This window comes from Acrocarpospora corrugata (assembly GCF_009687845.1).
In the GTDB taxonomy this organism is placed as follows: domain Bacteria; phylum Actinomycetota; class Actinomycetes; order Streptosporangiales; family Streptosporangiaceae; genus Acrocarpospora; species Acrocarpospora corrugata.
Window position 1 is genome coordinate 15,134 of sequence record NZ_BLAD01000053.1, and the last position, 19,754, is coordinate 34,887.

General features: G+C 68.4%; 19 protein-coding genes, 1 tRNA gene and 1 pseudogene. 10 read left to right on the top strand and 11 right to left on the bottom strand.

Going from position 1 to position 19,754, the window contains the following annotated elements:
- The first annotated feature begins 23 nt into the window (after window positions 1–23).
- The 4 genes from Acor_RS19010 to fdhD are packed head-to-tail and all read left to right on the top strand — an operon-like array spanning window position 24 to window position 5,715.
- A complete protein-coding gene (locus Acor_RS19010; protein ID WP_155338032.1) occupies window positions 24–1,952 on the top strand; it encodes a molybdopterin oxidoreductase family protein in 1,929 nt (642 codons plus the stop codon).
- A 7-nt stretch (window positions 1,953–1,959) separates the two neighbouring features.
- On the top strand, window positions 1,960–4,029 hold the full coding sequence (locus Acor_RS19015) for an NAD(P)H-dependent oxidoreductase subunit E (protein WP_155338033.1): 2,070 nt from the start codon (window positions 1,960–1,962) through the stop codon (window positions 4,027–4,029).
- On the top strand, window positions 4,026–4,895 hold the full coding sequence (locus Acor_RS19020; RefSeq protein WP_218034364.1) for a 2Fe-2S iron-sulfur cluster-binding protein: 870 nt from the start codon (window positions 4,026–4,028) through the stop codon (window positions 4,893–4,895). The genes Acor_RS19015 and Acor_RS19020 overlap by 4 nt, the downstream gene beginning before the upstream one ends.
- Complete coding sequence (fdhD, locus tag Acor_RS19025) at window positions 4,888–5,715, top strand: formate dehydrogenase accessory sulfurtransferase FdhD (RefSeq protein ID WP_155338034.1); 828 nt, start codon at window positions 4,888–4,890, stop codon at window positions 5,713–5,715. Before Acor_RS19020 ends, fdhD begins: the two co-directional genes overlap by 8 nt.
- Window positions 5,716–6,013: 298 nt before the next feature.
- Here fdhD and Acor_RS19030 read toward each other — a convergent pair whose 3' ends face one another.
- Together Acor_RS19030 and Acor_RS19035 are read right to left on the bottom strand one after the other, a co-directional pair.
- The gene (locus Acor_RS19030; RefSeq protein ID WP_155338035.1) at window positions 6,014–6,802 is read right to left on the bottom strand and encodes a class I SAM-dependent methyltransferase; all 789 of its coding nucleotides are present in this window, start codon (window positions 6,800–6,802) and stop codon (window positions 6,014–6,016) included.
- A gap of 62 nt (window positions 6,803–6,864) precedes the next feature.
- Entirely contained in the window at window positions 6,865–7,107 is a 243-nt protein-coding gene (locus Acor_RS19035; RefSeq protein ID WP_246238769.1) for a DUF4236 domain-containing protein, read from the bottom strand.
- Between the two features lie 236 nt (window positions 7,108–7,343).
- Here Acor_RS19035 and tuf point away from each other — a divergent pair, with 236 nt between their 5' ends.
- Together tuf and Acor_RS19045 are read left to right on the top strand one after the other, a co-directional pair.
- Window positions 7,344–8,510 carry an elongation factor Tu gene (gene tuf / locus Acor_RS19040; protein ID WP_155338036.1) on the top strand — a complete coding sequence of 389 codons (1,167 nt, stop codon included), beginning with the start codon at window positions 7,344–7,346 and terminating at the stop codon, window positions 8,508–8,510.
- 169 nt (window positions 8,511–8,679) lie between these two features.
- Window positions 8,680–9,033: a VOC family protein gene (locus Acor_RS19045; protein WP_218034365.1), complete on the top strand. Its 354-nt coding sequence runs from the start codon at window positions 8,680–8,682 to the stop codon at window positions 9,031–9,033.
- Here Acor_RS19045 and pgeF read toward each other — a convergent pair.
- The 3 genes from pgeF to Acor_RS19060 all read right to left on the bottom strand — a co-directional run bounded on the left by pgeF (window position 9,017) and on the right by Acor_RS19060 (window position 11,712).
- A complete protein-coding gene (gene pgeF, locus Acor_RS19050; RefSeq protein ID WP_155338145.1) occupies window positions 9,017–9,712 on the bottom strand; it encodes a peptidoglycan editing factor PgeF in 696 nt (231 codons plus the stop codon). The two genes, Acor_RS19045 and pgeF, sit on opposite strands and share 17 nt — an antisense overlap.
- A 310-nt stretch (window positions 9,713–10,022) precedes the next feature.
- Complete coding sequence (locus tag Acor_RS19055; protein WP_155338038.1) at window positions 10,023–10,529, bottom strand: nucleoside/nucleotide kinase family protein; 507 nt, start codon at window positions 10,527–10,529, stop codon at window positions 10,023–10,025.
- 328 nt (window positions 10,530–10,857) lie between these two features.
- The gene (locus tag Acor_RS19060) at window positions 10,858–11,712 is read right to left on the bottom strand and encodes a 1-aminocyclopropane-1-carboxylate deaminase/D-cysteine desulfhydrase (protein ID WP_155338039.1); all 855 of its coding nucleotides are present in this window, start codon (window positions 11,710–11,712) and stop codon (window positions 10,858–10,860) included.
- Between the two features lie 71 nt (window positions 11,713–11,783).
- Here Acor_RS19060 and galK point away from each other — a divergent pair, with 71 nt between their 5' ends.
- Window positions 11,784–12,911 (top strand): galactokinase, encoded by a 1,128-nt coding sequence (gene galK, locus Acor_RS19065; protein WP_155338040.1) that lies wholly within the window; start codon window positions 11,784–11,786, stop codon window positions 12,909–12,911.
- Window positions 12,912–13,028: 117 nt separating this feature from the next.
- Window positions 13,029–14,075: a hypothetical protein gene (locus tag Acor_RS19070; RefSeq protein WP_155338041.1), complete on the top strand. Its 1,047-nt coding sequence runs from the start codon at window positions 13,029–13,031 to the stop codon at window positions 14,073–14,075.
- 28 nt (window positions 14,076–14,103) lie between these two features.
- On the opposite strand, the gene Acor_RS19075 is transcribed toward Acor_RS19070, so the two are convergent.
- Complete coding sequence (locus tag Acor_RS19075) at window positions 14,104–14,895, bottom strand: enoyl-CoA hydratase (RefSeq protein ID WP_155338042.1); 792 nt, start codon at window positions 14,893–14,895, stop codon at window positions 14,104–14,106.
- Between the two features lie 22 nt (window positions 14,896–14,917).
- A complete protein-coding gene (locus Acor_RS19080; RefSeq protein WP_218034366.1) occupies window positions 14,918–16,063 on the bottom strand; it encodes a nitric oxide synthase oxygenase in 1,146 nt (381 codons plus the stop codon).
- 266 nt (window positions 16,064–16,329) lie between these two features.
- Here Acor_RS19080 and Acor_RS19085 point away from each other — a divergent pair, with 266 nt between their 5' ends.
- The gene (locus Acor_RS19085) at window positions 16,330–16,809 is read left to right on the top strand and encodes a hypothetical protein (protein ID WP_155338043.1); all 480 of its coding nucleotides are present in this window, start codon (window positions 16,330–16,332) and stop codon (window positions 16,807–16,809) included.
- A gap of 43 nt (window positions 16,810–16,852) precedes the next feature.
- Here Acor_RS19085 and Acor_RS19090 read toward each other — a convergent pair.
- A tRNA-Asn gene (locus Acor_RS19090) sits at window positions 16,853–16,925 on the bottom strand.
- 166 nt (window positions 16,926–17,091) lie between these two features.
- Between Acor_RS19090 and Acor_RS19095 the strand changes: the two genes are divergently transcribed.
- Entirely contained in the window at window positions 17,092–17,391 is a 300-nt protein-coding gene (locus tag Acor_RS19095) for a YtxH domain-containing protein (protein WP_155338044.1), read from the top strand.
- 25 nt (window positions 17,392–17,416) lie between these two features.
- Here the strand turns inward: Acor_RS19095 and Acor_RS19100 are convergent, their stop codons facing one another.
- From Acor_RS19100 to Acor_RS44440, 3 genes and pseudogenes are all read right to left on the bottom strand, one after another.
- The gene (locus Acor_RS19100; RefSeq protein WP_155338045.1) at window positions 17,417–17,887 is read right to left on the bottom strand and encodes a hypothetical protein; all 471 of its coding nucleotides are present in this window, start codon (window positions 17,885–17,887) and stop codon (window positions 17,417–17,419) included.
- A gap of 67 nt (window positions 17,888–17,954) precedes the next feature.
- Window positions 17,955–19,133, bottom strand: coding sequence for an RNA polymerase sigma factor RpoD (gene rpoD, locus Acor_RS19105; RefSeq protein ID WP_422664816.1), 1,179 nt, complete (start codon window positions 19,131–19,133; stop codon window positions 17,955–17,957).
- Window positions 19,134–19,238: 105 nt separating this feature from the next.
- Window positions 19,239–19,754 (bottom strand): annotated as a pseudogene (locus Acor_RS44440) (DNA primase); the annotation flags it as partial.

A 19,754-nucleotide genomic window follows, 5' to 3' on the forward strand; every position in this document is an offset into this window, starting at 1 on the left:
CAATGCTTGGAGGGATTGGGCCCATGAAGAAGAGGAACCGTGCCGAGCACTACGATCGGCTGACCCATCCTCTGGTCAGGGAGAACGGCGAGCTGCGCCGGGCGACCTGGGAGGAGGCGCTCGACCGGGCCGCCGAGGGTTTCCGGCGCAACGTGGCCGCGCATGGTCCCGACACGTTCGCCATGTTGTCGTGCGCGCGCTCCACCAACGAGATGAACTACGTGGGCCAGAAGTTCACCCGGGTGGTGATGGGCACCAACAACGTCGACTCGTGCAACCGCACCTGCCACGCGCCGAGCGTCGCCGGGCTCTCGGCGGCGTTCGGCAGCGGCGGCGGCACCTCGTCCTACCAGGAGGTGGAGGACGCCGACGTCATCCTCATGTGGGGGTCGGCGGCGCGGAACGCCCATCCGATCTTCTTCCAGCACGTGCTGAAGGGCATCCGTAAAGGGGCCCGGATGTTCGCCGTGGACCCGCGGCGGACGGGCACGGCTCAGTGGGCCGACCGGTGGCTCGGGCTGAACGTGGGCACCGACATCCCGCTGGCGCACGCGGTGGCCCGGGAGATCATCCATGCCGGGCTGCACAACACGGTCTTCATCGAGCGGGCCACCGAGGGCTTCGCCGAGTTCGCGGCCTCGGTGGAACCGTGGACGCTGGGCGTGGCCGAGCAGGTCACCGGCGTCCCGGCGGCGGCGATCCGCGAGATGGCGCATGCCTACGCGCTGGCGGACCGGGCGCAGCTCTGCTGGACGCTGGGCATCACCGAGCATCACAACGCGACCGACAACGTGCGGGCGCTGATCAACCTGGCGCTGCTGACCGGGCATGTCGGGCGTTACGGTTCGGGGCTCTCGCCGCTGCGGGGGCAGAACAACGTGCAGGGCGGCGGCGACATGGGCGCCATCCCCAACCGGCTGCCCGGCTTCCAGGACATCCTGGATCCGGCGGTCCGGGCCCGGTTCGAGGCGGCCTGGCAGACCCCGATCCAGCCGCGGTACGGGCGGAATCTGACCGAGATGCTGGGGGGCATGGCCGACGGGGAGGTCACCGCCTGCTACCTCATCGGCGAGAATCCCGTGCAGTCCGAGGCCGACTCGCTGAGCTGCGTCAAGCGGCTCAGCATGCTCGACCACCTGGTGGTACAGGACATCTTCCTCACCAAGACGGCGCAGATGGCCGACGTGGTGCTGCCGGCGGGGGCGGCCTGGTGCGAGAGCGACGGCACCTTCACCAACAGCGAGCGGCGGGTGCAGCGGGTGCGCAAGGCGCTGGTCCCGCCGGGTGAGGCGCGCGACGACATCTGGATCCTGTGCGAGCTGGCCCGCCGCCTCGGCCACGACTGGCGGTACGACAGCGCGGAGGAGGTATGGGACGAGGTCCGCGGCCTGTCCCCCGCGCACGCGGGCATGTCCTACCAGCGGCTGGCCGATCTGCAGGGCATCCAGTGGCCGTGCCCGTCGGATGACTCGCTCGAACCGCCCTATCTGCACGGCCGACTGTGGGAGACCGACCCGGCCAAGCGCGGGCCGCTCGCGCCGTTCGCCCTGCTGAGGCACTCTCCCCCGGTGGACCTGCTCGACGAGGAGTATCCGCTGCGGCTCACCACCGGGCGGCGGCTGGACTCCTACAACACCGGCGTGCAGTCCTCCGGGTTCGCGTCGCCACTGCGGCGGGGAGAGAACATCGAGCTCTCCCCCGAGGACGCGGAGCGGCTGGGCGTGGTGGCGGGTGAGGAGGTCAAGATCAGTTCGCGGCGTGGCAGCGTGGTCGCGCCGGTGTACATCGACCCGGCGCTGCGGCCCGGCCTGGTCTTCATGACCATGCATTTCCCGGACGAGGTCGACACGAACGCGCTGACCATTGAGGCCACCTGCCCGATCGCGGGCACGGCCGAGTTCAAGGCCGCCGCCGTCCGGGTCGATCGGCTCGTCGCCGCGAAGGCCGGGTGACCGGCTCATGGACCTGCGGTTCCGTGACGCCGAACCGGCCGCCGAGGAGCGCGCCGCGATCGACGCGCTGCTCGGTGCGCCGGAGTCGGCCTGGGAGGGCGGAGCCAGGACCGAGGACGACCTCCGGTTCGCGGCCCAGCCCGCCGAAGACCGCCGCGACCAGCTGCTACCGGCCTTGCACGCGGTCAACGACCGGGTCGGGTGGATCAGCGAGGGCGCGCTCGACTACATCTGCCGCCGGCTGAACGTCCCGCCCGCCGAGGCGTATTCGGTGGCGACCTTCTACTCGTTGCTGTCCGTCCGGCCCCGGCCGCCCCGGGTGCTGCATGTCTGCACCGACCTGGCCTGTCAGGCGCGTGGCGCGGGCGCGGTCCGCCGGGACGTCGAGGCCGCCCTCGGCCCGGCGGGAACCTCCTGGCAGCCGAGCCCGTGCCTGGGCCTGTGCGAACGAGCACCCGCGGCCCTCGCCCTCCAGGCCGGCGAAAACCCCACCGCCACGGTCTACGGCCCTGCCGACTTCTCCGACTCGTCCGCTTTCGACTGGCTCTCTCCCGCTGGCTCCGTAGCGGCCAATGATCCGCGGAATGTTCACGGGGCGGCGGACGGTCCTCGGGAGAACGCCAAGCTAGTGGGTGGCTCTCAGGAGACTGCCGACCTAGCGGATGGTTCTCGCGAGACTGCCGAAGCAACGGACGACCCTGGAAAGACTGCCGACCTGGCAGATAGTCCTCGCGAGACCGCCGAAACAACGGACGACCCTCGAAAGACTGCCGAGTTGGCGGATGGTTGCCGGGAGGTTGCCGGGGTCTTCGGGGACGCTCCGGTTCGGGTGGCGGTGCCGCAGGCCGGGGACGCTGGGCTGGTGTTGTTGCGGCGGGTCGGGGTGGTTGATCCGGCGAGTTTGGATGACTATCGGGCCGCGGGTGGGTATGCCGCGCTGCGGCGGGCGTTCGAGTTGGGGCCGGGCGGGGTTATTCGCGAGGTCCTGGAGGCGGGGCTGGTCGGGCGGGGTGGGGCCGCGTTTCCGACCGGGCGGAAGTGGGAGGCGACGGCGCGGCAGTTCGACCGTCCGCACTATCTGGTGTGCAACGCCGACGAGAGCGAGCCGGGGACGTTCAAGGATCGTGTGGTCATGGAGGGCGATCCCTATTCGCTGGTCGAGGCCATGACGATTGCCGGGTTCGCGACCGGGTGTTCCCGTGGATACCTCTATATCCGGGGTGAATATCCGCGCGCGATCCGGCGGCTGGAGCATGCGATCGCCACTGCGCGGGTGCGTGGGCTGCTCGGGGAGGACATCCTCGGGCAGGGGTTCGCGTTCGACATCGAGATCCGGCGGGGGGCCGGCGCGTACATCTGCGGCGAGGAGACCGCGATCTTCAACTCGATCGAAGGGTATCGAGGCGAGCCGAGGAGCAAACCGCCGTTCCCGGTGGAGAAGGGGCTGTTCGGGAAGCCGACGGTCGTCAACAACGTCGAGACCCTCGTCAACGTGCTGCCGATCCTAAAGGGCGGGGCCGCCGCCTACGCGGCGGTGGGCACGGGCGGATCGACGGGGACGAAGCTGTTCTGCGTGTCGGGGACGGTGCGCCGTCCCGGCATCTACGAGTTGCCGTTCGGGGCCACGCTCGGGGAGTTGCTCAGCCTCGCCGGTGGCGCGACCGGGACGCTCCGCGCGGTGCTGCTGGGCGGTGCGGCCGGCGCGTTCGTCCGGGGAGACGAGCTGGACATCCCGCTCACCTTCGAGGGCACCCGGGCCGCCGGGGCCACGCTCGGCTCGGGCGTGATCCTGGTGCTGGACGACACGGTGGAGCTGCCGCCGTTCCTGCTGCGGATCGCCGAGTTCTTCCGGGACGAGTCGTGCGGGCAGTGCGTGCCGTGCCGGGTCGGGACGGTCCGGCAGGAGGAGGCGCTGCACCGCCTCACCCGGCGGCGCTCGGCCGGGGATCTCGTGGTGCTGCGCGAGGTCGGGCAGGCGATGCGGGACGCGTCGATCTGCGGGCTCGGCCAGACCGCGTGGAACGCCGTCGAGTCGGCCATCGACCGGCTGGGCGTCTTCGCCGAGGAGGCATCATGACGGTTCCGCTCCGCCCGCCGCGGCGGCTCATAGAGATCACTGTCGACGGCGAGGCCGTCCGGGTTCCGGAGGGCGACACGATCCTGGACGCGTGCGCCGCCGCCGGGAAGGACATTCCGACCCTCTGCTACGGCGACACGCTGACCCCCAAGAACGCGTGCCGGGTGTGCGTGGTGGAGGTGGAAGGCGCGCGCACGCTGGCGCCCGCCTGCTCGCGTAAGGCCGAGCCGGGCATGGTGGTCGGCACCGCGACCGAGCGGGCCAGGCACAGCCGGAAGGTCGTGCTTGAACTGCTCGCCTCGTCGGTGGATCTGTCCACCACACCGCGCGCGGCCGAGTGGATCGACGAGTACGGCGCGGACCCGGAACGGTTCGGGCCCGACGCCGCGACGGTCGCGCAGCCCGCCAAAGTGGACAACGAGCTGTATGTCCGCGACTACGCGAAATGCATCCTCTGCTACAAGTGCGTGGACGCCTGCGGGGACCAGTGGCAGAACTCGTTCGCCATCGCCGTCTCCGGGCGGGGGTTCGACGCGGCGATCTCCACCGAGTTCGACGCGCCGCTCACCGACTCGGCCTGTGTGTACTGCGGGAACTGCGTGGAGGTGTGCCCGACCGGGGCGCTGTCGTTCAAGACCGAGTTCGACATGCGCGCGGCCGGGACGTGGGACGAGGACGAGCAGACGCAGACCACCACGATCTGCAGCTACTGCGGTGTGGGCTGCAACCTGACCCTGCACGTCCAGGAGAACCGGATCGTCAAGGTGACCTCGCCGCACGACAATCCGGTCACCCACGGCAACCTGTGCATCAAGGGGCGCTTCGGGTTCCAGCACGTGCAGAACGTGGGCGCGTCCGATGGGTAGGGTCACCGTTCAGCGCCGGATCCTGCGCATCCGGGAGTCCGGCGGCAGCCGTCCGATGGATCTGCTGGCGGCCGAGGAACCGTTGGAGATCAGGCTCAACGGCACCCCGCTGACCATCACGATGCGCACGCCCGGGGATGACTTCGACCTGGCGGCCGGGTTCCTGGTCAGTGAGGGGGCCGTGGGGGCGGCTGGAGACATCGAGTCCATCCGGTACTGCGCGGGTGCGACGCAGGATGGGCGGAATACGTACAACGTCTTGGATGTGCGGCTTGCGCCTTGGGTGCGGCCGATGGCGACCTCGCTGGAGCGTAACTTCTACACGACGTCGTCGTGCGGGGTGTGCGGGAAGGCGTCGCTGGACGCCGTGCGTACGGTCGCGCGCTGGGAGGTGGCCGACGATCCGATCACCATGAATCCTTCGGTGATCTCGGAGCTGCCGGATCGATTGCGCGCCGCGCAGCGGGTGTTCGACCGGACCGGTGGTTTACACGCGGCCGGGCTGTTCACACCCGGGGGCGTCCCGCTCTGCGTGCGCGAGGACGTCGGCCGGCACAACGCGGTCGACAAGCTGGTCGGCTGGGCGCTCCGCGAGGGCATGCTGCCGTTGAGCTCGACGGCGCTGATGGTGTCCGGGCGCGCGTCCTTCGAACTGGTGCAGAAGGCGGTGATGGCGGGCATCCCCGTGCTCGCCGCCGTGTCCGCGCCCTCGTCGCTCGCCGTGGAACTCGCGGCCGAGTCCGGGCTCACCCTGCTCGGGTTCGTCCGGGGGAACTCCATGAACGTGTACACGGGAGAGGCCAGGCTGGGCGCCCAATGAACGTCACTCCGGTGCAGTCACCACCATCCTTCGACCAGGGGCATAGGTCGACGGCCGCTTCGCCGGGGTGACCGACGGGATGCCGGTCGGCGATCCTTCGCCCCCTTCGCCGCCCGGCATCCCCGAACGCGCCCGAGAGTTGTTCACACCGGGAACCGTCCACCCCGAGAGCGTTCTCACCCAAAACCGTTCACACCGAGCTGTTCACGCCGGAGCCGTTCACGCCGGAGCCGCTCACACCAGGAGCCGCTCACACCAGGAGCCGCTCACACCAGGAGCCGCTCACACCAGGAGCCGCTCACGCGGTGCAGATGATTTCGCCGTGGAGGACCGAGAGCCAGCCGTCGGGGGAGGCCGCCCAGGTGCGCCAGCCTTCGGCGATGCGGTCCAGGTCGGCCGTGGTGGCGCCGGAGGCGAGGGCCTGGCGGGCGATGGCGGAGGCGCGGACGCGGTCGGCCCACATACCACCCCACCAGGCGCGGTCTTCGGGGTTGGCGAAACACCAGGTCGAGGAGGTGGCGGTGACCTGCTTGAAGCCGGCTTCGCGGGCCCAGGAGAGCAGGAAGCGGCCCGCGTTGGGCTCGCCGCCGTTGGCTCGGGCGAGTTTCCGGTAGAGGGCGAGCCATTCGTCCAGTTCGGGGACCGAGGGGAACCAGGTGAAGCCGTCGTAGTCACTGTCGCGCACGGCGACGATCCCGCCGGGGCGGCCCACGCGGCGCATTTCGCGCAACGCCTGGACAGGGTCGGCGACGTGCTGCAGTACCTGGTGGGCGTGCACGACGTCGAAGGACGCGTCGGGGAAGTCCAGCGCGTGCACGTCGGCCACGGCGAAGTCGATGTTGTCCTGGCCTCGGGCGGCCGCCTCGGCGCGGGCGAGGTCGAGTTCGTCCTCGCCGATCTCGGTGGCCGTCACCCGGCCGACCCGGGTGGCCAGGTCGACGGTGATCGTGCCGGGGCCACAGCCGACGTCCAGCAGCGACAGGCCCGGCCGCAGGTGCGGGAGCAGGTGGGCGGCCGAGTTCTCGGCGGTACGCCAGCGGTGGGATCGCAGCACCGACTCGTGATGGCCATGCGTGTAAACACTCATGGCCGGAGATTAGCAGCCGTCTTACATTTCAAGAAAGAATGTCCCATATTTCGAGACAACTGCTAGTAGTAGTACCTCCGGCGGGGTTTGCCGACGGTCTTGCTGAGGTGAAAGCCGCCGGGGAGCCTGAGGGTCACGTGGCGTCGGCCGTCCGGGGTGCTCGTGACGTGGAAGCGGCGGTTGCCGAAGCTGTGGCCGACCCCGTGCCGGGAGAGGTTGAGCCGGAACGGCCCGATCTCGATTGACTTCCGGTAGTGCCAGCCCATCACTCCCCCTGAGATCGTCTTGCTGGGAAAACGTCCCACGCTCAACGGGAAGTTCCCGGAAAATGAGTTGCCCAAGCTCAGGGGCGTACCGGATGATCTGTCCCATGTTCCGGTACGCCGCCCTGCCTACGCCCGCCTTCGCGGGCGCGCCGGCGCGTGCCCTGGTGCGATTCGACGGCGTCGAGCGCTGACCCTTTCCCGTGCGTCCTGGTGACCCGGCGGGGAGGGGTCGAAGCCACGCGGGTCACACGGAATCTGCACCAAAGGAAAGGGACATGGCCAAGCAGGCCTTCGTGCGGTCCAAGCCGCACCTCAACATCGGCACGATGGGGCACGTCGACCACGGCAAGACGACGCTGACGGCCGCCATCACCAAGGTGCTCAGCGAGCGCGGCGGCGCGGACTTCGTGCCGTTCCACCGGATCGACCGGACCCCGGAGGAGACCCTCCGCGGGATCACCATCAACATCGCGCACGTCGAGTATGAGACGGACACCCGTCACTACGCGCACGTGGACATGCCCGGACACGCCGACTACGTGAAGAACATGATCACGGGGGCGGCGCAGCTGGACGGGGCGATCCTGGTGGTCTCGGCGGTCGACGGGATCATGCCGCAGACCCGGGAGCACGTGCTGCTCGCGCGCCGGGTCGGCGTCGGGCACGTGGTCGTCGCGCTGAACAAGGCCGACGGCGCGGACCCGGAGCTGGCCGACCTGGTCGAGCTGGAGCTGCAGGATCTGCTCGCGGAGCACGGGTACCGGAACGTGCCCGTGGTGCGCGTGTCCGGGCTGCGGGCACTGGCGGGCGACCCGGAGTGGACGGCCTCCGTCGAGGCGCTGCTCCGGGCCGTGGACGAGCACGTCCCGGTGCCGGTCCGGTACCTGGACGTCCCGTTTCTGATGCCGATCGAGAACGTGCTCACCGTCACCGGGCGCGGCACCGTCCTGACCGGCGCCATCGAGCGGGGCACGGTACGGCTCGGCGACACGCTTGAGGCGGTCGGTCTCCGGGACGGCGTCGCCGCCGTGGTCACCGGGATCGAGACGTTCGGCAAGACGATGGACCGGGGCGAGGCCGGCGACAACGCCGCGATCCTGCTCCGGGGTGTCCGGCGCGACCAGGTCCGGCGGGGCCAGGTGCTGGCCGCTCCGGGCAGCCAGCGGGGGCATCGGCGCTTCACGGCGCGGGTGTACCTGCTGACCACGGCCGAAGGCGGCCGCCGCACGGCGATCGCCAACGGCTACCGCCCGCAGTTCTACGTCCGCACCGCCGACGTGCCCGGCGAGGTCACGCTGTCCGGCACCGAACTCGCCCTCCCCGGCGAGACGATCGAGGTCACCGTCGACCTCGGCAAGCCGGTGGCGCTCGAGCCGGGTCTCGGCTTCGCCATCCGCGAGGGCGGGCACACGGTGGGCGCGGGCACGGTCCTCGCCACCTGACGACACCGCGCCGAGCGGGATTCGATCGAGTCCCGCTCGGCGCGGTTGGTGATGGCCAGGATCTCGCTCGTCGTGGTCAATGAAGATCCCCCCGATGACGTCAAGCCCACCCGAATCTCGCTCCGCATGGTCGATTCCACGGCATACAGTGGTCGGCATGATGGGGGCTATGGCGCAGATTGTCGTCGACTGCCGAGTTCCGGAGGAACTGGCGGAGTTCTGGGTTCGTGTCGTCGGTGGGGTGGTGGTGCATCGCGATCCGGGATGGTCGTATGTGGATCCGCCCGCAGGGGTGCGAATCGCCTTTCAGCGGGTGCCGGAGGGCAAGGTCACGAAGAACCGGCTTCACTTGGATGTCACGGTCGATGATGTGGAAGCAGCCGCGAAAGACGCGATGCTCGCGGGGGCGTCCCCTGTCGGGGTTGTGCAACGCGATGCGCAAGGGGCGTTTCAGGTGATTCAGGATCCTGAGGGCAATGAGTTCTGTTTCGTATCCACGGATGGCGTCACTCCATCCAGATGAAACCGCCGAAGCGGCCCGTGCGGGCGTCTCGCCGATAGGAGTACAGGTCCGGCGTTTCTATCGTGCAGCGGTCGTCGTGGCGGATGTCGGTGACGTTGGCCTTCTTCAGCTGGGCCTCGATCGCCGCGCGAATGTCCACGGCCGGCGTCCCCTGCCGCGTCGTCGACCACGCCTCCGGCACCGTCCGGGCGACGTCCTCCCGCATCTCGGCCGGCACCTCGTAACAGAGCCCGCACGCGGCGGGCCCGATCAGCGCCACCATCTGGTACGGCTCCGCCCCCCGCGTCGCCATCGCCTCGACCAGCGCCAGAACCACACCCAACTGCGTCCCCGGACGCCCGGAATGCGCCACACCGACCACCCGCGCGACCGGATCAGCCAGCAGAACCGGCGCGCAGTCGGCCACGAGCACGTTCAACGCCAGCCCCGGCTCAGTGGTGTAAATACCATCCAACGGCGGCGGATCATCACCAAACGGCTCGGCGACATATCGCACATCACGCCCATGAACCTGACGCATCATTACCACGCGAGCGGGATCAACCCCCAGCTCAACGGCCGTATCCCGACGATTGCGCATAACCGCGTCAACATCATCCCCGACCGCCCCGCCAAGGTTCCGCGACGTGTACGGCTCGGCGCTGACCCCGCCATGCCGATCAGTGATCACCGCGTGAATTCCCCTAGCCAAGAGCACCGAACGAGCTTACCAACCAGTCCCCCACCACCCTGCGGACCAACGACCGAGCCACCACCAAACCGAACCCGACCCCATCCACCACGCCAGAATCCGCCATGCGGCGCCGCACGCAAATAGCACTCGGCCCGCCTGACCTACGCGATCAGGAACCGGGTGCCGACCTCCACGATCTCCCGCGCACCACGGCCATGCGGTGCCCACGCATGACACGCCGCAACCCCACCACGCGATGCCCACGCATAACCACGAATATCAGGACACGGCCCATCACCCGATAACCGGGACGCGACTACCCGACCAGGGACAGAACCTGCTTCGCCACCTCGTGGATTGGCCGGTCGTCGTTCATCACGATGTGGTCTTCCAAGGCGGCCCGTTCGACTTGCGCCGTGAACTCATCCATTTCGGACAAATGGCCTGCGAGGGTCGCGCCGGAATCGCGGGAGCGGAGGCGTTGCCTGATCCGTTCCGGTGCGGCGGTCAGGCGGACAACGGTGATGGAGACGCCGGGGAGCGCCCGGCGGACAGCTGCCAGGTGGCCGGGCTTCAGGAGAGCACGAGCCAGGACAAGATGGCGGATTCCAGCGGCCTGGTAGTTATGCCAGACCGCGGCAAGGTTGGTTTCAAGCAATCCGTGAACATCCATCGAAGGACCGCACCAGCAAAGCCAGTCGAGATCGATCACGGCATAGGGAACGCCGCTCTCGTGGAGGATCTCGCCGATCTCAGTGGCGACGGCGGTCTTACCGGCCCCCAGGCCACCGGTGAGCAACACAGCCTTGATCACGAGGGACACGCCCCGGCGACGGGCACCTTCGGAACGCGGCGCACAGTCGATCTCCCAACCTGTCCCAGGACCAAACCGGCCACCACAGTAAGCGCTCGGGGACTTCTTCGGCGAGACGCAAATGGTGTCGAACAGATCGAGAATCCTGCCAAGTTACTCACCGATATTCCGCGCCGTTCACGCAGGTGATGGCACTCACCGCATCGGCGCCAACGAGGCCTCTTCGGGCAGAGTGGGCGTTTTGTGCTCGTACGCCCCGGTCGCGGTCGCTGGCGGTGGCGATCACGGCCTCTTCGGGCAGAGCGGGCGTTTCTGTGCTCGTGGTGGACCGGCTGCGTCATTGGTGGCTGGAGCCGGTGATGACCGCGACCACGGTTGTGCCGGGGGAGAAGGTGCCTGACGCGATCATGTCCAGGAGGCCGTACATCATCTTGGCGACGTAGATGCGGTCCAGGCGGATGCCGTGGCGGTGGTCGAAGTCTTCGATGAATGTGGAGAGTTCGGGGGTGGTGCGGGCGTAGCCGCCGAAATGGTACGTGGTTTCGAGGTGCCAGTTGGGGGTGGGGTGGCCGAGGGTTTCGTGTTGGAGGCGGGTGATTTCGTTGGTTAAGTAGGTGGCGCCGCGTAAGGCGGGGAAGCCGATGGCTCGTTGGCCGGGGGTGAGGCCGGCGGCGATTCCGGCGAGGGTGCCGCCGGTGCCGACGGGGCAGCAGATCACATCGAAGGGGATATAGGCCGAAATTTCGGCTGGTAACTCCATACATCCGCGGACGGCCGCCGGGTTGGAACCGCCCTCGGGCAGGATCCGATAACCGGGATATTCGCCGCGTAACCAATCAAGAACCTCAGGCGTGTGCTTAAGCCGATAAGTCGCGCGATCGAGGTATCTGAGCCGCATCCCCCGCCGGACGGCCTCCCCCAGCACCGGGTTCAACGGCAACCGCTCTTCCCCCCGGATCACTCCAACCGTCTCAAACCCATACCTCTCCCCCGCAACCGCCACAGCCCGCACATGGTTCGAATACGCCCCACCGAACGTCAGCACCGCCCCCGGCCCCACGTTGTACTTCAACTTCCTCCACTTATTTCCCGAAATATCACCCCCGATCAGGTCGTCGCGCTTCAACCACACCCGCACCGCACCCACCCGATCGTCCCCCAGCAGCACAACCGGTGACTCCACCTCACTCACACGCCCAAGGCTGGCATATCCCCCAAGACTCGCTACCCTACGATGAAGCCGTTGTTGAGGAGTGTTCACTTATGCGCGTTCTTGATGCTTTTTCCGAAACGTACGACAAGTCACCAGAAGGCATCTGGTACGCCCCCGGCCGCGTCAACCTGATCGGCGAGCACACCGACTACAACGACGGCTTGGTCCTCCCCTTCGCCGTCCCCTGGGGCGTCACCCTCGCCGCCAGCCCCCGCGAAGACACCACGATCCGCCTGCGATCCCTGCAAACCGGCACCCAGACCGTCACCACCCTCGAAGACGCCCACGGCTGGGCCCGCTACCCGACCGGCGTCTTCTGGGCGCTCCGCCGCGACGGCCTCCCGGTCCGCGGCGCCGACATCGTCATCGACGGCGACATCCCCGAGGGAGCCGGCCTGTCCTCCAGCGCCGCCCTGGAGGTCGCCACGGCCGTCGCCCTCAACGACCTCTACGCCCTCGCCCTGGACCCACTCGACCTGGCCAGGATCTGCCAGCTCGCCGAGAACGACTTCGCCGGCGCGCCCTGCGGCATCATGGACCAGGCCACCGCCGCCCTGGCCAGGGAGGGCCACGCCCTCCTGCTCGACTGCCGCTCCCTCGCCAGCCGCCAGATCCCCTTCGACCTCGCCGCCCACGGCCTGGAACTGCTGATCATCAACACCAACGTCAGGCACGCCGTCGCCGACGGCCAGTACGCCCGCCGCCGCCAGGAATGCGAGAACGCCGCCAAACGCCTCGGCGTCCCCGCCCTCCGCGACGTCACCGACCTCGCCGCCGCCCTGAACCGCCTCGACGGCGAGGAACGGAAGCGCACCCAGCACGTGGTCACCGAGAACCACCGCGTGGAAGCCCTGATCGGCCTGCTCAGGGCCGGCGCGGTAACCGAGATCGGCGCCCTGCTCAACGCCTCCCACCTCTCGCTCCGCGACCAGTTCGAGGTCTCCTGCCCAGAACTCGACGTCGCCGTCGAATCCGCACTCCGCGGCGGCGCGCGCGGCGCCCGCATGACCGGCGGCGGCTTCGGCGGCTCCGCGATCGCCCTGGTAGCCACCGAACGCGCCGACTCCGTCCGAACCTCCGTCGCAGCCGCGTACGCCGAACGCGGCTGGCGCGCCCCCACCTTCCTGACGGCAACCCCGGCCGGAGGCGCCCGCCGTCTCGACACCCACGGCCAATGAGCAATCGCCCATCGTCTCGACGCTGACGGCCCATGATCAAAGCCCTGCCGTCTTGACTATGGCGGCCGATGATCAAAGCATGGGGGGACATAGCCGACATCCCCCAGGAGGCGCCCCGTGCCGCAGCGTTGGCATCGCTGGTGGCGCCGGGCGATGTTCCGGTTGCGTCCGCGCCGCACGGTCGGCGTGGTCACCCTGCTCGGCGTCTCCGCCGGGCTGCTGACCTGGGCCAGAACAGCTCCCGAGGGCTTCCAGCAGGAGCTGATGCTCAACATCGGCGCGAGCGTCCTGGTGATCGCCTTCTCGTACGCGATCATCGACCCGATCTTCGAGGAGCTGCGCCGATCCAGAGTCGAGGAACACCCGCTCTTCGACGACCAGCGCTTCAGCGAACACGTCCGGGCAGCCGAACGAGTGGTGGCCGTCATGGACGTCGGCAGTCACCTCCTGGAAGGCCAGGCCAGCCGGGAACGCTTCCTGGAGTGCCTGCGCGTCGCCCTGCGCAGCGGCGCGACGGCCAGAGTGCTCCTCCTCGATCCATCCTCGACGGCCGCCGAACAGCGCGAGGAGGAGATCCGCCCGGTCCGGGTCCGGGACGTCATCTGCGACAACCTCCGCTACCTGGACCTGTTCACCCGGACCATCCCAGAACCCCTGCGCCCCCGCTTCCAGGTCCGCATCTACGACGCGCTCCCGTCCATCCAGCTCTACCGCTGGGACGACAAAGGCCTCATCTCCTTCTTCCCGATCGGCGTGCGCGCCTCCGCGTCACCCCACCTGGAAGTCGTCATGTCCAGCCCGCTCGGCGAATTCGTGCACGAACGCTTCGAAGCCCTCTGGCACCACCCGAGCACCCGCCCCCTGACCGAGTACATGGAACTCCCCGTCTCGGTACGGCACGCCGGCATCGTCATCCACGAATGCGCGGTCCGCTTCATCGAACTGGACGGCACCCGTTACATCGAAGGCGCGCGCATGCTGGCCCAGCTCACCGACCACGGCATCCACGGCCTCGACCTCGTCCTGGAAGACCGGATCTTCACCCTGAGCCGGGTCAGCGCCGAAGACGACGCCGACCACGCCCCGGTGAATCAGGCATTCCGCCTGAAATACGGCCGATCCAGCCTCGGCGAAAGCACGCTAATCATGAAGTTGGCACCCTGATCGACGAAAACCCCAAGCGACCGAACGATCATGACGTTGGCGCCCTGAGCGGCGGGAACTCCGGCGGTCGGCGCTCCAGGAAGCTGGCGACACCCTCCGCGAAGTCGGGGCGGCCGAACGACTCGGTCATCAGCCGCTCGGCAGCATCTCTGGAGTCCTCCAGGCCCTTGTCCCAGTCACTCCAGACCTGCCGCTTGATCACAGCCATCGACGACGGCGAACTGTTGGTGGCCAGATCCCGCGCGTAAGCGAGCGTCTCGGCCAGCAGCTGCTCGCCGGGAACGGCCCGGAGCACCAGCCCCATCCGGGCAGCCTCGACGCCGGTAAACGTACGTCCCGACATCAGCAGGTCGAGCGCGCGCGCCTGGCCGATCAGTTTGGGCAGCACCCAGGCCATGCCGTACTCGGCGATGAGGCCGCGGCGGGCGAAGGCGGTGGTCCACTTGGCGTCGGCGGCGGTGAAGACGAGGTCGCAGACGAGGGCGTGCACCATGCCGAGGCCGGCGCAGGCGCCGTTGACGGCCGCGATGATCGGCTTGTTGATGGACACCGGGTAGGTGTGCGGGCGCTTCTCGGGCTCGCCGACGTACTCGCCGGTCTGGATGGCGGTGAGCGTCTGGAAGTCGGCGCCGGCGCAGAAGCCCTTGCCCGCGCCGGTGACCACGATGACCCGGACGTCGAGGTCCTGTTCCGCTTCCTCCAGCAGGTCGAAGTAGCGACGGCCCATCTCGTCCGTCCACGCGTTCAGCCGGTCCGGCCGGTTGAACGTGAGCACGAGCACGCCGTCGGCGAGGTCGGTCAGCACCAGTTCCTCGGTCATGGGATCCCCTCTCAGGACCGAATTATGTTCTATCGGCTGTCGGAGCGGCAACCGCGGGGTGATGCGTGAAGGCGGGCGTCAGCCGCACGTCGTCGTAGTAGCGGTGGAAGACGGGGGTGAGCGCGCCCGAAAGCGGTGGCACGATCCAGGACCAGTCGGCGGGGCAGACCCGTCCGGATCGTTCCTCCTTCTCCAGGTGGGTCATGAAACGGCGGGCTTCGGTGTGATGGTCGGTCATGGTCACCCCGGCTTCTGCGTAGGAGTGCAGCACGGCCACGTTGAGTTCGACCAGGGCGTGGTCGCGCCAGAGCGTGCGGTCGTTACTGGTGTCCATGCCCAGATGCCGGGCGATCAGCGGCAGCTGGTCGTATCTGTCATGGTCGGCGAGGTTTCGGGCACCGACCTCCGTGCCCATGTACCAGCCGTTGAAGGGCGCGGCGGGGTAGCAGAGGCCGCCGATCTCCAGGCACATGTTGGAGATCACGGGCACGGCGTGCCAGCGCAGGCCGAGCTGGGCGAACCAGGGGTAGTGCGGGTGCGTGATCGGCACTTCCATGATCACCTCCGCGGGCAGGGGACGGAGTTCGGTGACGCCCTTGACGTCGATCAGCAGCGGGAGCACGTCGAAGCGCCCGCCGGCGGCCGGCCAGCCGAGCGCGCGGGCCTGGTCGGTGAGGCCGGCGTAGAGCGGGTCGCCGACGACGGAACCGTCCGGCTGGCGGTGGCCCGCGTAGCGGATGAGCTGTTCGTTCCTGATCCGGGCCGCCGGGCGACCGGGCCGGTCGGGGGCGAACACCGTGATCGTGGGGCGAATCCTGCCCCGGTTGCCCGCGAAACGCAGATGCTCCACGCACTCGTCGGTGATCCCGTCGGCGGTGTCCACGTGCCGCCGATCCCGCACCCGCAACGACCTCCAGTACAGGCGGCCGATGCACCGTCCGCTGTTCCGCCACGCCACCCGGGCGCCGAACGCGAGTTCGCCGGGTGTGTGGGTGTAGGTCCCGGTCTGATCGATCTCCATCAGGACGTCCCGGAGCCTGGGCCGTACCGACCCCGCGGGCGGGTTCTCCGCGTGATAAAGCCGGACGAACTCCTCCGCCGCCGCCCTGTCCACCCCCTCATCCTCGTTCTGTACGGCTTTCGCGACCTTCTTCCACCACGTGCCCACCAGAGAAACCGCCACATTCCGCTTGCGGGCCCCGACGCCGATTCCGGGCGGCGCTACGACCCTCTAGCGGTGGCCCTCCCCACCGCTGCGCATGTCGTTCCGCGGCTGCCACGCCTCGCGCGCGGCATACAGATCACATTTTCTGCCCTTGTCCAATGATTTGTCATCCAAATCTGTGCACGAATGACGACGGAACGTTGCGAGGCTTTTCGGGCCACTACTGCGAGAATCTTCGCAGACGCGGTCAGTAGTCATTGGAGGGGCTGATGAGGCGTGTGATCGCCATTCTCGGGGCACTGGCGGGGTTTGCCGCCGGATGCGGGGACGCGGGATCGGAACGCGCGGCCCCGGGGGATCTCCGGCTCGCCAGTGTCCAGCAGCATCTGAGCGATCAGTGGGGGATCCGGTTCGCCGACGGGCGCGGCGACTACCGGCACACGCGGCACGGAAGCGTCGCCCGCACCGCCGGCGGGCAGTTCTCGGCGGTGCTCGGCGGGCGGGTGCCCGGAGAGGTCCGGACCATCTCCTGCCAGGCGTACGGAGGCCCCGCGGAAGCCGCCACCGGGTTCCTCCGGGACTGCGCGGGACTGCCGTTCCAGGGGCAGGTCGCGGCCACCCTGCCCAAGCTCTGGCCCCGGTACCAGCGCACCACCGTCAACGGGGTCAGGTACCGGCTGTCGTCGATGCCCGAGAAGGGCCTGTGGGTGCTCCGGCTGTCGATGCCCGACAGCTCACCCCTGCCGTAAAAGAGAAAACCTCGCTGGAGGCGGCCAGCGAGGTTTGGTGGTGCTCCCGCGATAGGACTCGAACCTATAACCTGCCGGTTAACAGCCGGCTGCTCTGCCGATTGAGCTACACGGGATTGCTGCTGCCATGTGTTCCGGCCTTTCGACCTTCCGTACGGCGCGGAACTAGATTAGCGCACTCGGGGGGTGGTCTGTCACATCCATTTGGCCACATCGGCTCAGGTTGGATAGATGGCCTTTCTGGGGGTAGGGACCGGTTAGGCATGAGCCGGGAGGTGGAAGATGCGCAACAAGATGATGTTCGCCGCCGGGCTGGGTGTGGGTTATGTACTGGGCACCCGGGCCGGGCGCGAGCGCTACGAGCAGATCAAGGGTGCGGCACAGCGGGTGGCCGACAATCCGCGAGTCCAGGAGGCCGCCGGATTGCTGGGGGCCCGGGTGTCCCAGGCCGCGAACGCCGCCAAGGACATGGCCGACGACAAGTTCGGGGGGAAGGTGCCCTTTCGCGGAAAGACCGAGCACCGTGACAAGGTGACCACCCCGACCGGTTGGCCGGAGTCCGAGAACAACCGGATCACCTGAGGCTGAACAGCCCCGGCTGAGGCGGTCAGACGCCCAGAGCGCGCCTGACCTCCTCCAGGGCCTGTTCCGCGGCGGCCCGGACGCCCGGATCGGTGGGATCCAGCTCCGGGTCGTAGACGAACTCCCACTCGACGGCGTCCTGCCCGGCGATCCGCCGCGCCACCAGCCGGACCCCGCCGGCCTCGCTGAGCCGCACATACCTGCTCGCGAGAATCGAGTTGGTGACCCGCTCCCTGATCGTCTCTGGCAGCAGCCCGGGTTCCGGCAGCACGACCCGATGCTGCGCGCCGCCCGTCATGACGATCGTCACACCCTCCTGGTCCCAGACCGCCCGATCGACCTGATGCCAGGGCACCCGCAGCCCGCCGGGCAGGTGCAGCGCGCCCAACGTGGCGACCGCGTACCCGCCTCCGGCCGTGAGAGCGTGGCTGAGCGGCCGCTCGCCATGCAGGGCACTACGAACATCAGCGGGCAGCCGGGAACCGAAGAGACGCATGAGAAGACGCTACTGCGCCGATCGATCTCCGCGTACAAGTCCACGCGGAGATCGACCGCTCGTCGCGTCAGTCGAGATAGTCCCGCAGCATCTGGGCCCGGGTCGGGTGACGGAGCTTGGCCAGCGTCTTGGACTCGATCTGCCGGATGCGCTCCCGGGTCACCCCGAACTCGCGCCCGACCTCCTCCAGCGTCCGCGGATGCCCGTCGGCCAGGCCGAAGCGGAGCTGGATGATGCGCTGCTCGCGCTCCGACAGCGTGGCCAGGATGTCGTCCAGCTGGTCCTGGAGCATGATGAAGGCCGCTGCCTCGATGGGGACCACCGCGTCGGCGTCTTCGATGAAGTCGCCCAGGTCGGAGTCCTCCTCGCCGATGGGGGACTGCAGGGAGACCGGTTCCTGCGCGATCCGCTGGATTTCGATCACCCGGTCGATCGGGAGGTCCATTTCGGCGGCGATCTCTTCGGGGGCGGGTTCGCGGCCCAGATCCTGGTGGAGCTGGCGTTGCACGCGGACCAATTTGTTGATCGTCTCGACCATGTGCACGGGAATTCGAATAGTGCGGGCCTGATCCGCGATCGCGCGGGTGATCGCCTGGCGAATCCACCACGTCGCGTACGTGGAAAACTTATATCCCTTGGTGTAGTCGAATTTCTCCACTGCCCGGATGAGGCCGAGATTGCCCTCCTGGATCAGGTCCAGGAACAGCATTCCGCGGCCGACATAGCGTTTCGCGATGGAGACGACGAGGCGCAGGTTGGCCTCGATCAGTCGTTGTTTGGCGCGGACGCCCTCCCAGACGAGATCCTCGAACTCGGGACGAGCGACCCGGATGGATGGGGTTTCACAGAGTTTGTCCTCGGCGAAGAGGCCGGCCTCGATGGCCTTGGCGAGCTCCACCTCCTCCTCGGCCGTGAGGAGGGGTACCCGGCCGATCTCCCGCAGGTAGATGCGGACCAGGTCACTGGTTGGCGCTCGTTTACCGACGTCCTCCTCGTCCGGTTTGGCGGTCTCCTCATCGCCTTGCGGCTCAAGGACCTCAACCCCGTTCTCGGCGAGCATCCGCACGACGCGCTCCAGCGCGTCCGCGGGCAACTCGGATCGGTCGAGCGCGGCGGCCACGTCGTCAACCGTGACGCTCCCGCGCTCCCTTCCCTTCACGACGAGCTCCGCCACCTGGTCTACCGATGGCGGCCCGCTTGGTAGCACCGATGCACCCACGGAACACAGTCTGCGGTATAGGTACATCAAAACGGCAGACCCATTTTTGGCACCGAAGGTAAGACTAACGTCATTACCGAATCGATATCAAACCAATGTTTCGGCTCTGTGAGATCAGGAAAGTATTGTTATTCACGCCCCGGCGGCGCGTTCTCTCAACACGCGCCGCTGCTGCTCCAGCGCCACCAGTTCGGCGAACATCCGGTTGTACTCCTGCTGCTCCTCGACCGGGTTGAGGCGCTGCATTCTCGATTTCAATCGGTCCAATGCCCGGCCGACGGTGATCTCCTGGAGTTTGGTGAGGACTCCCGCCCCATACCGCTCCTCGGCGCTCACCTCGGCCCGGACCGGTTCCACCGCGAACCGGGTGAGCAGGGGGCGCAGCTCGTCGGAGGCGCCGTTCAGCAGCCGTTCGACCCATTCCCGGCCCCCGGGTCCACCGGCCGCGGTGCCGCCGGCGGCCGTGATGAGCTCGTAGAGGGCGACGTGCTCGGGCTGGGTGAACGCGTCGGCGCCCAGCGTGTCGAACTCGGGGCCCAGCAGGGCGGGGCGCTGCACGGCCAGTTTGAGCGCTTCGGCCTCCAGCCGGGCCAGCGGGTCCAGCGGCGCGTTGGCGGCGCGGGCCGGGCGGGCGGCGGCGGGGCGGGT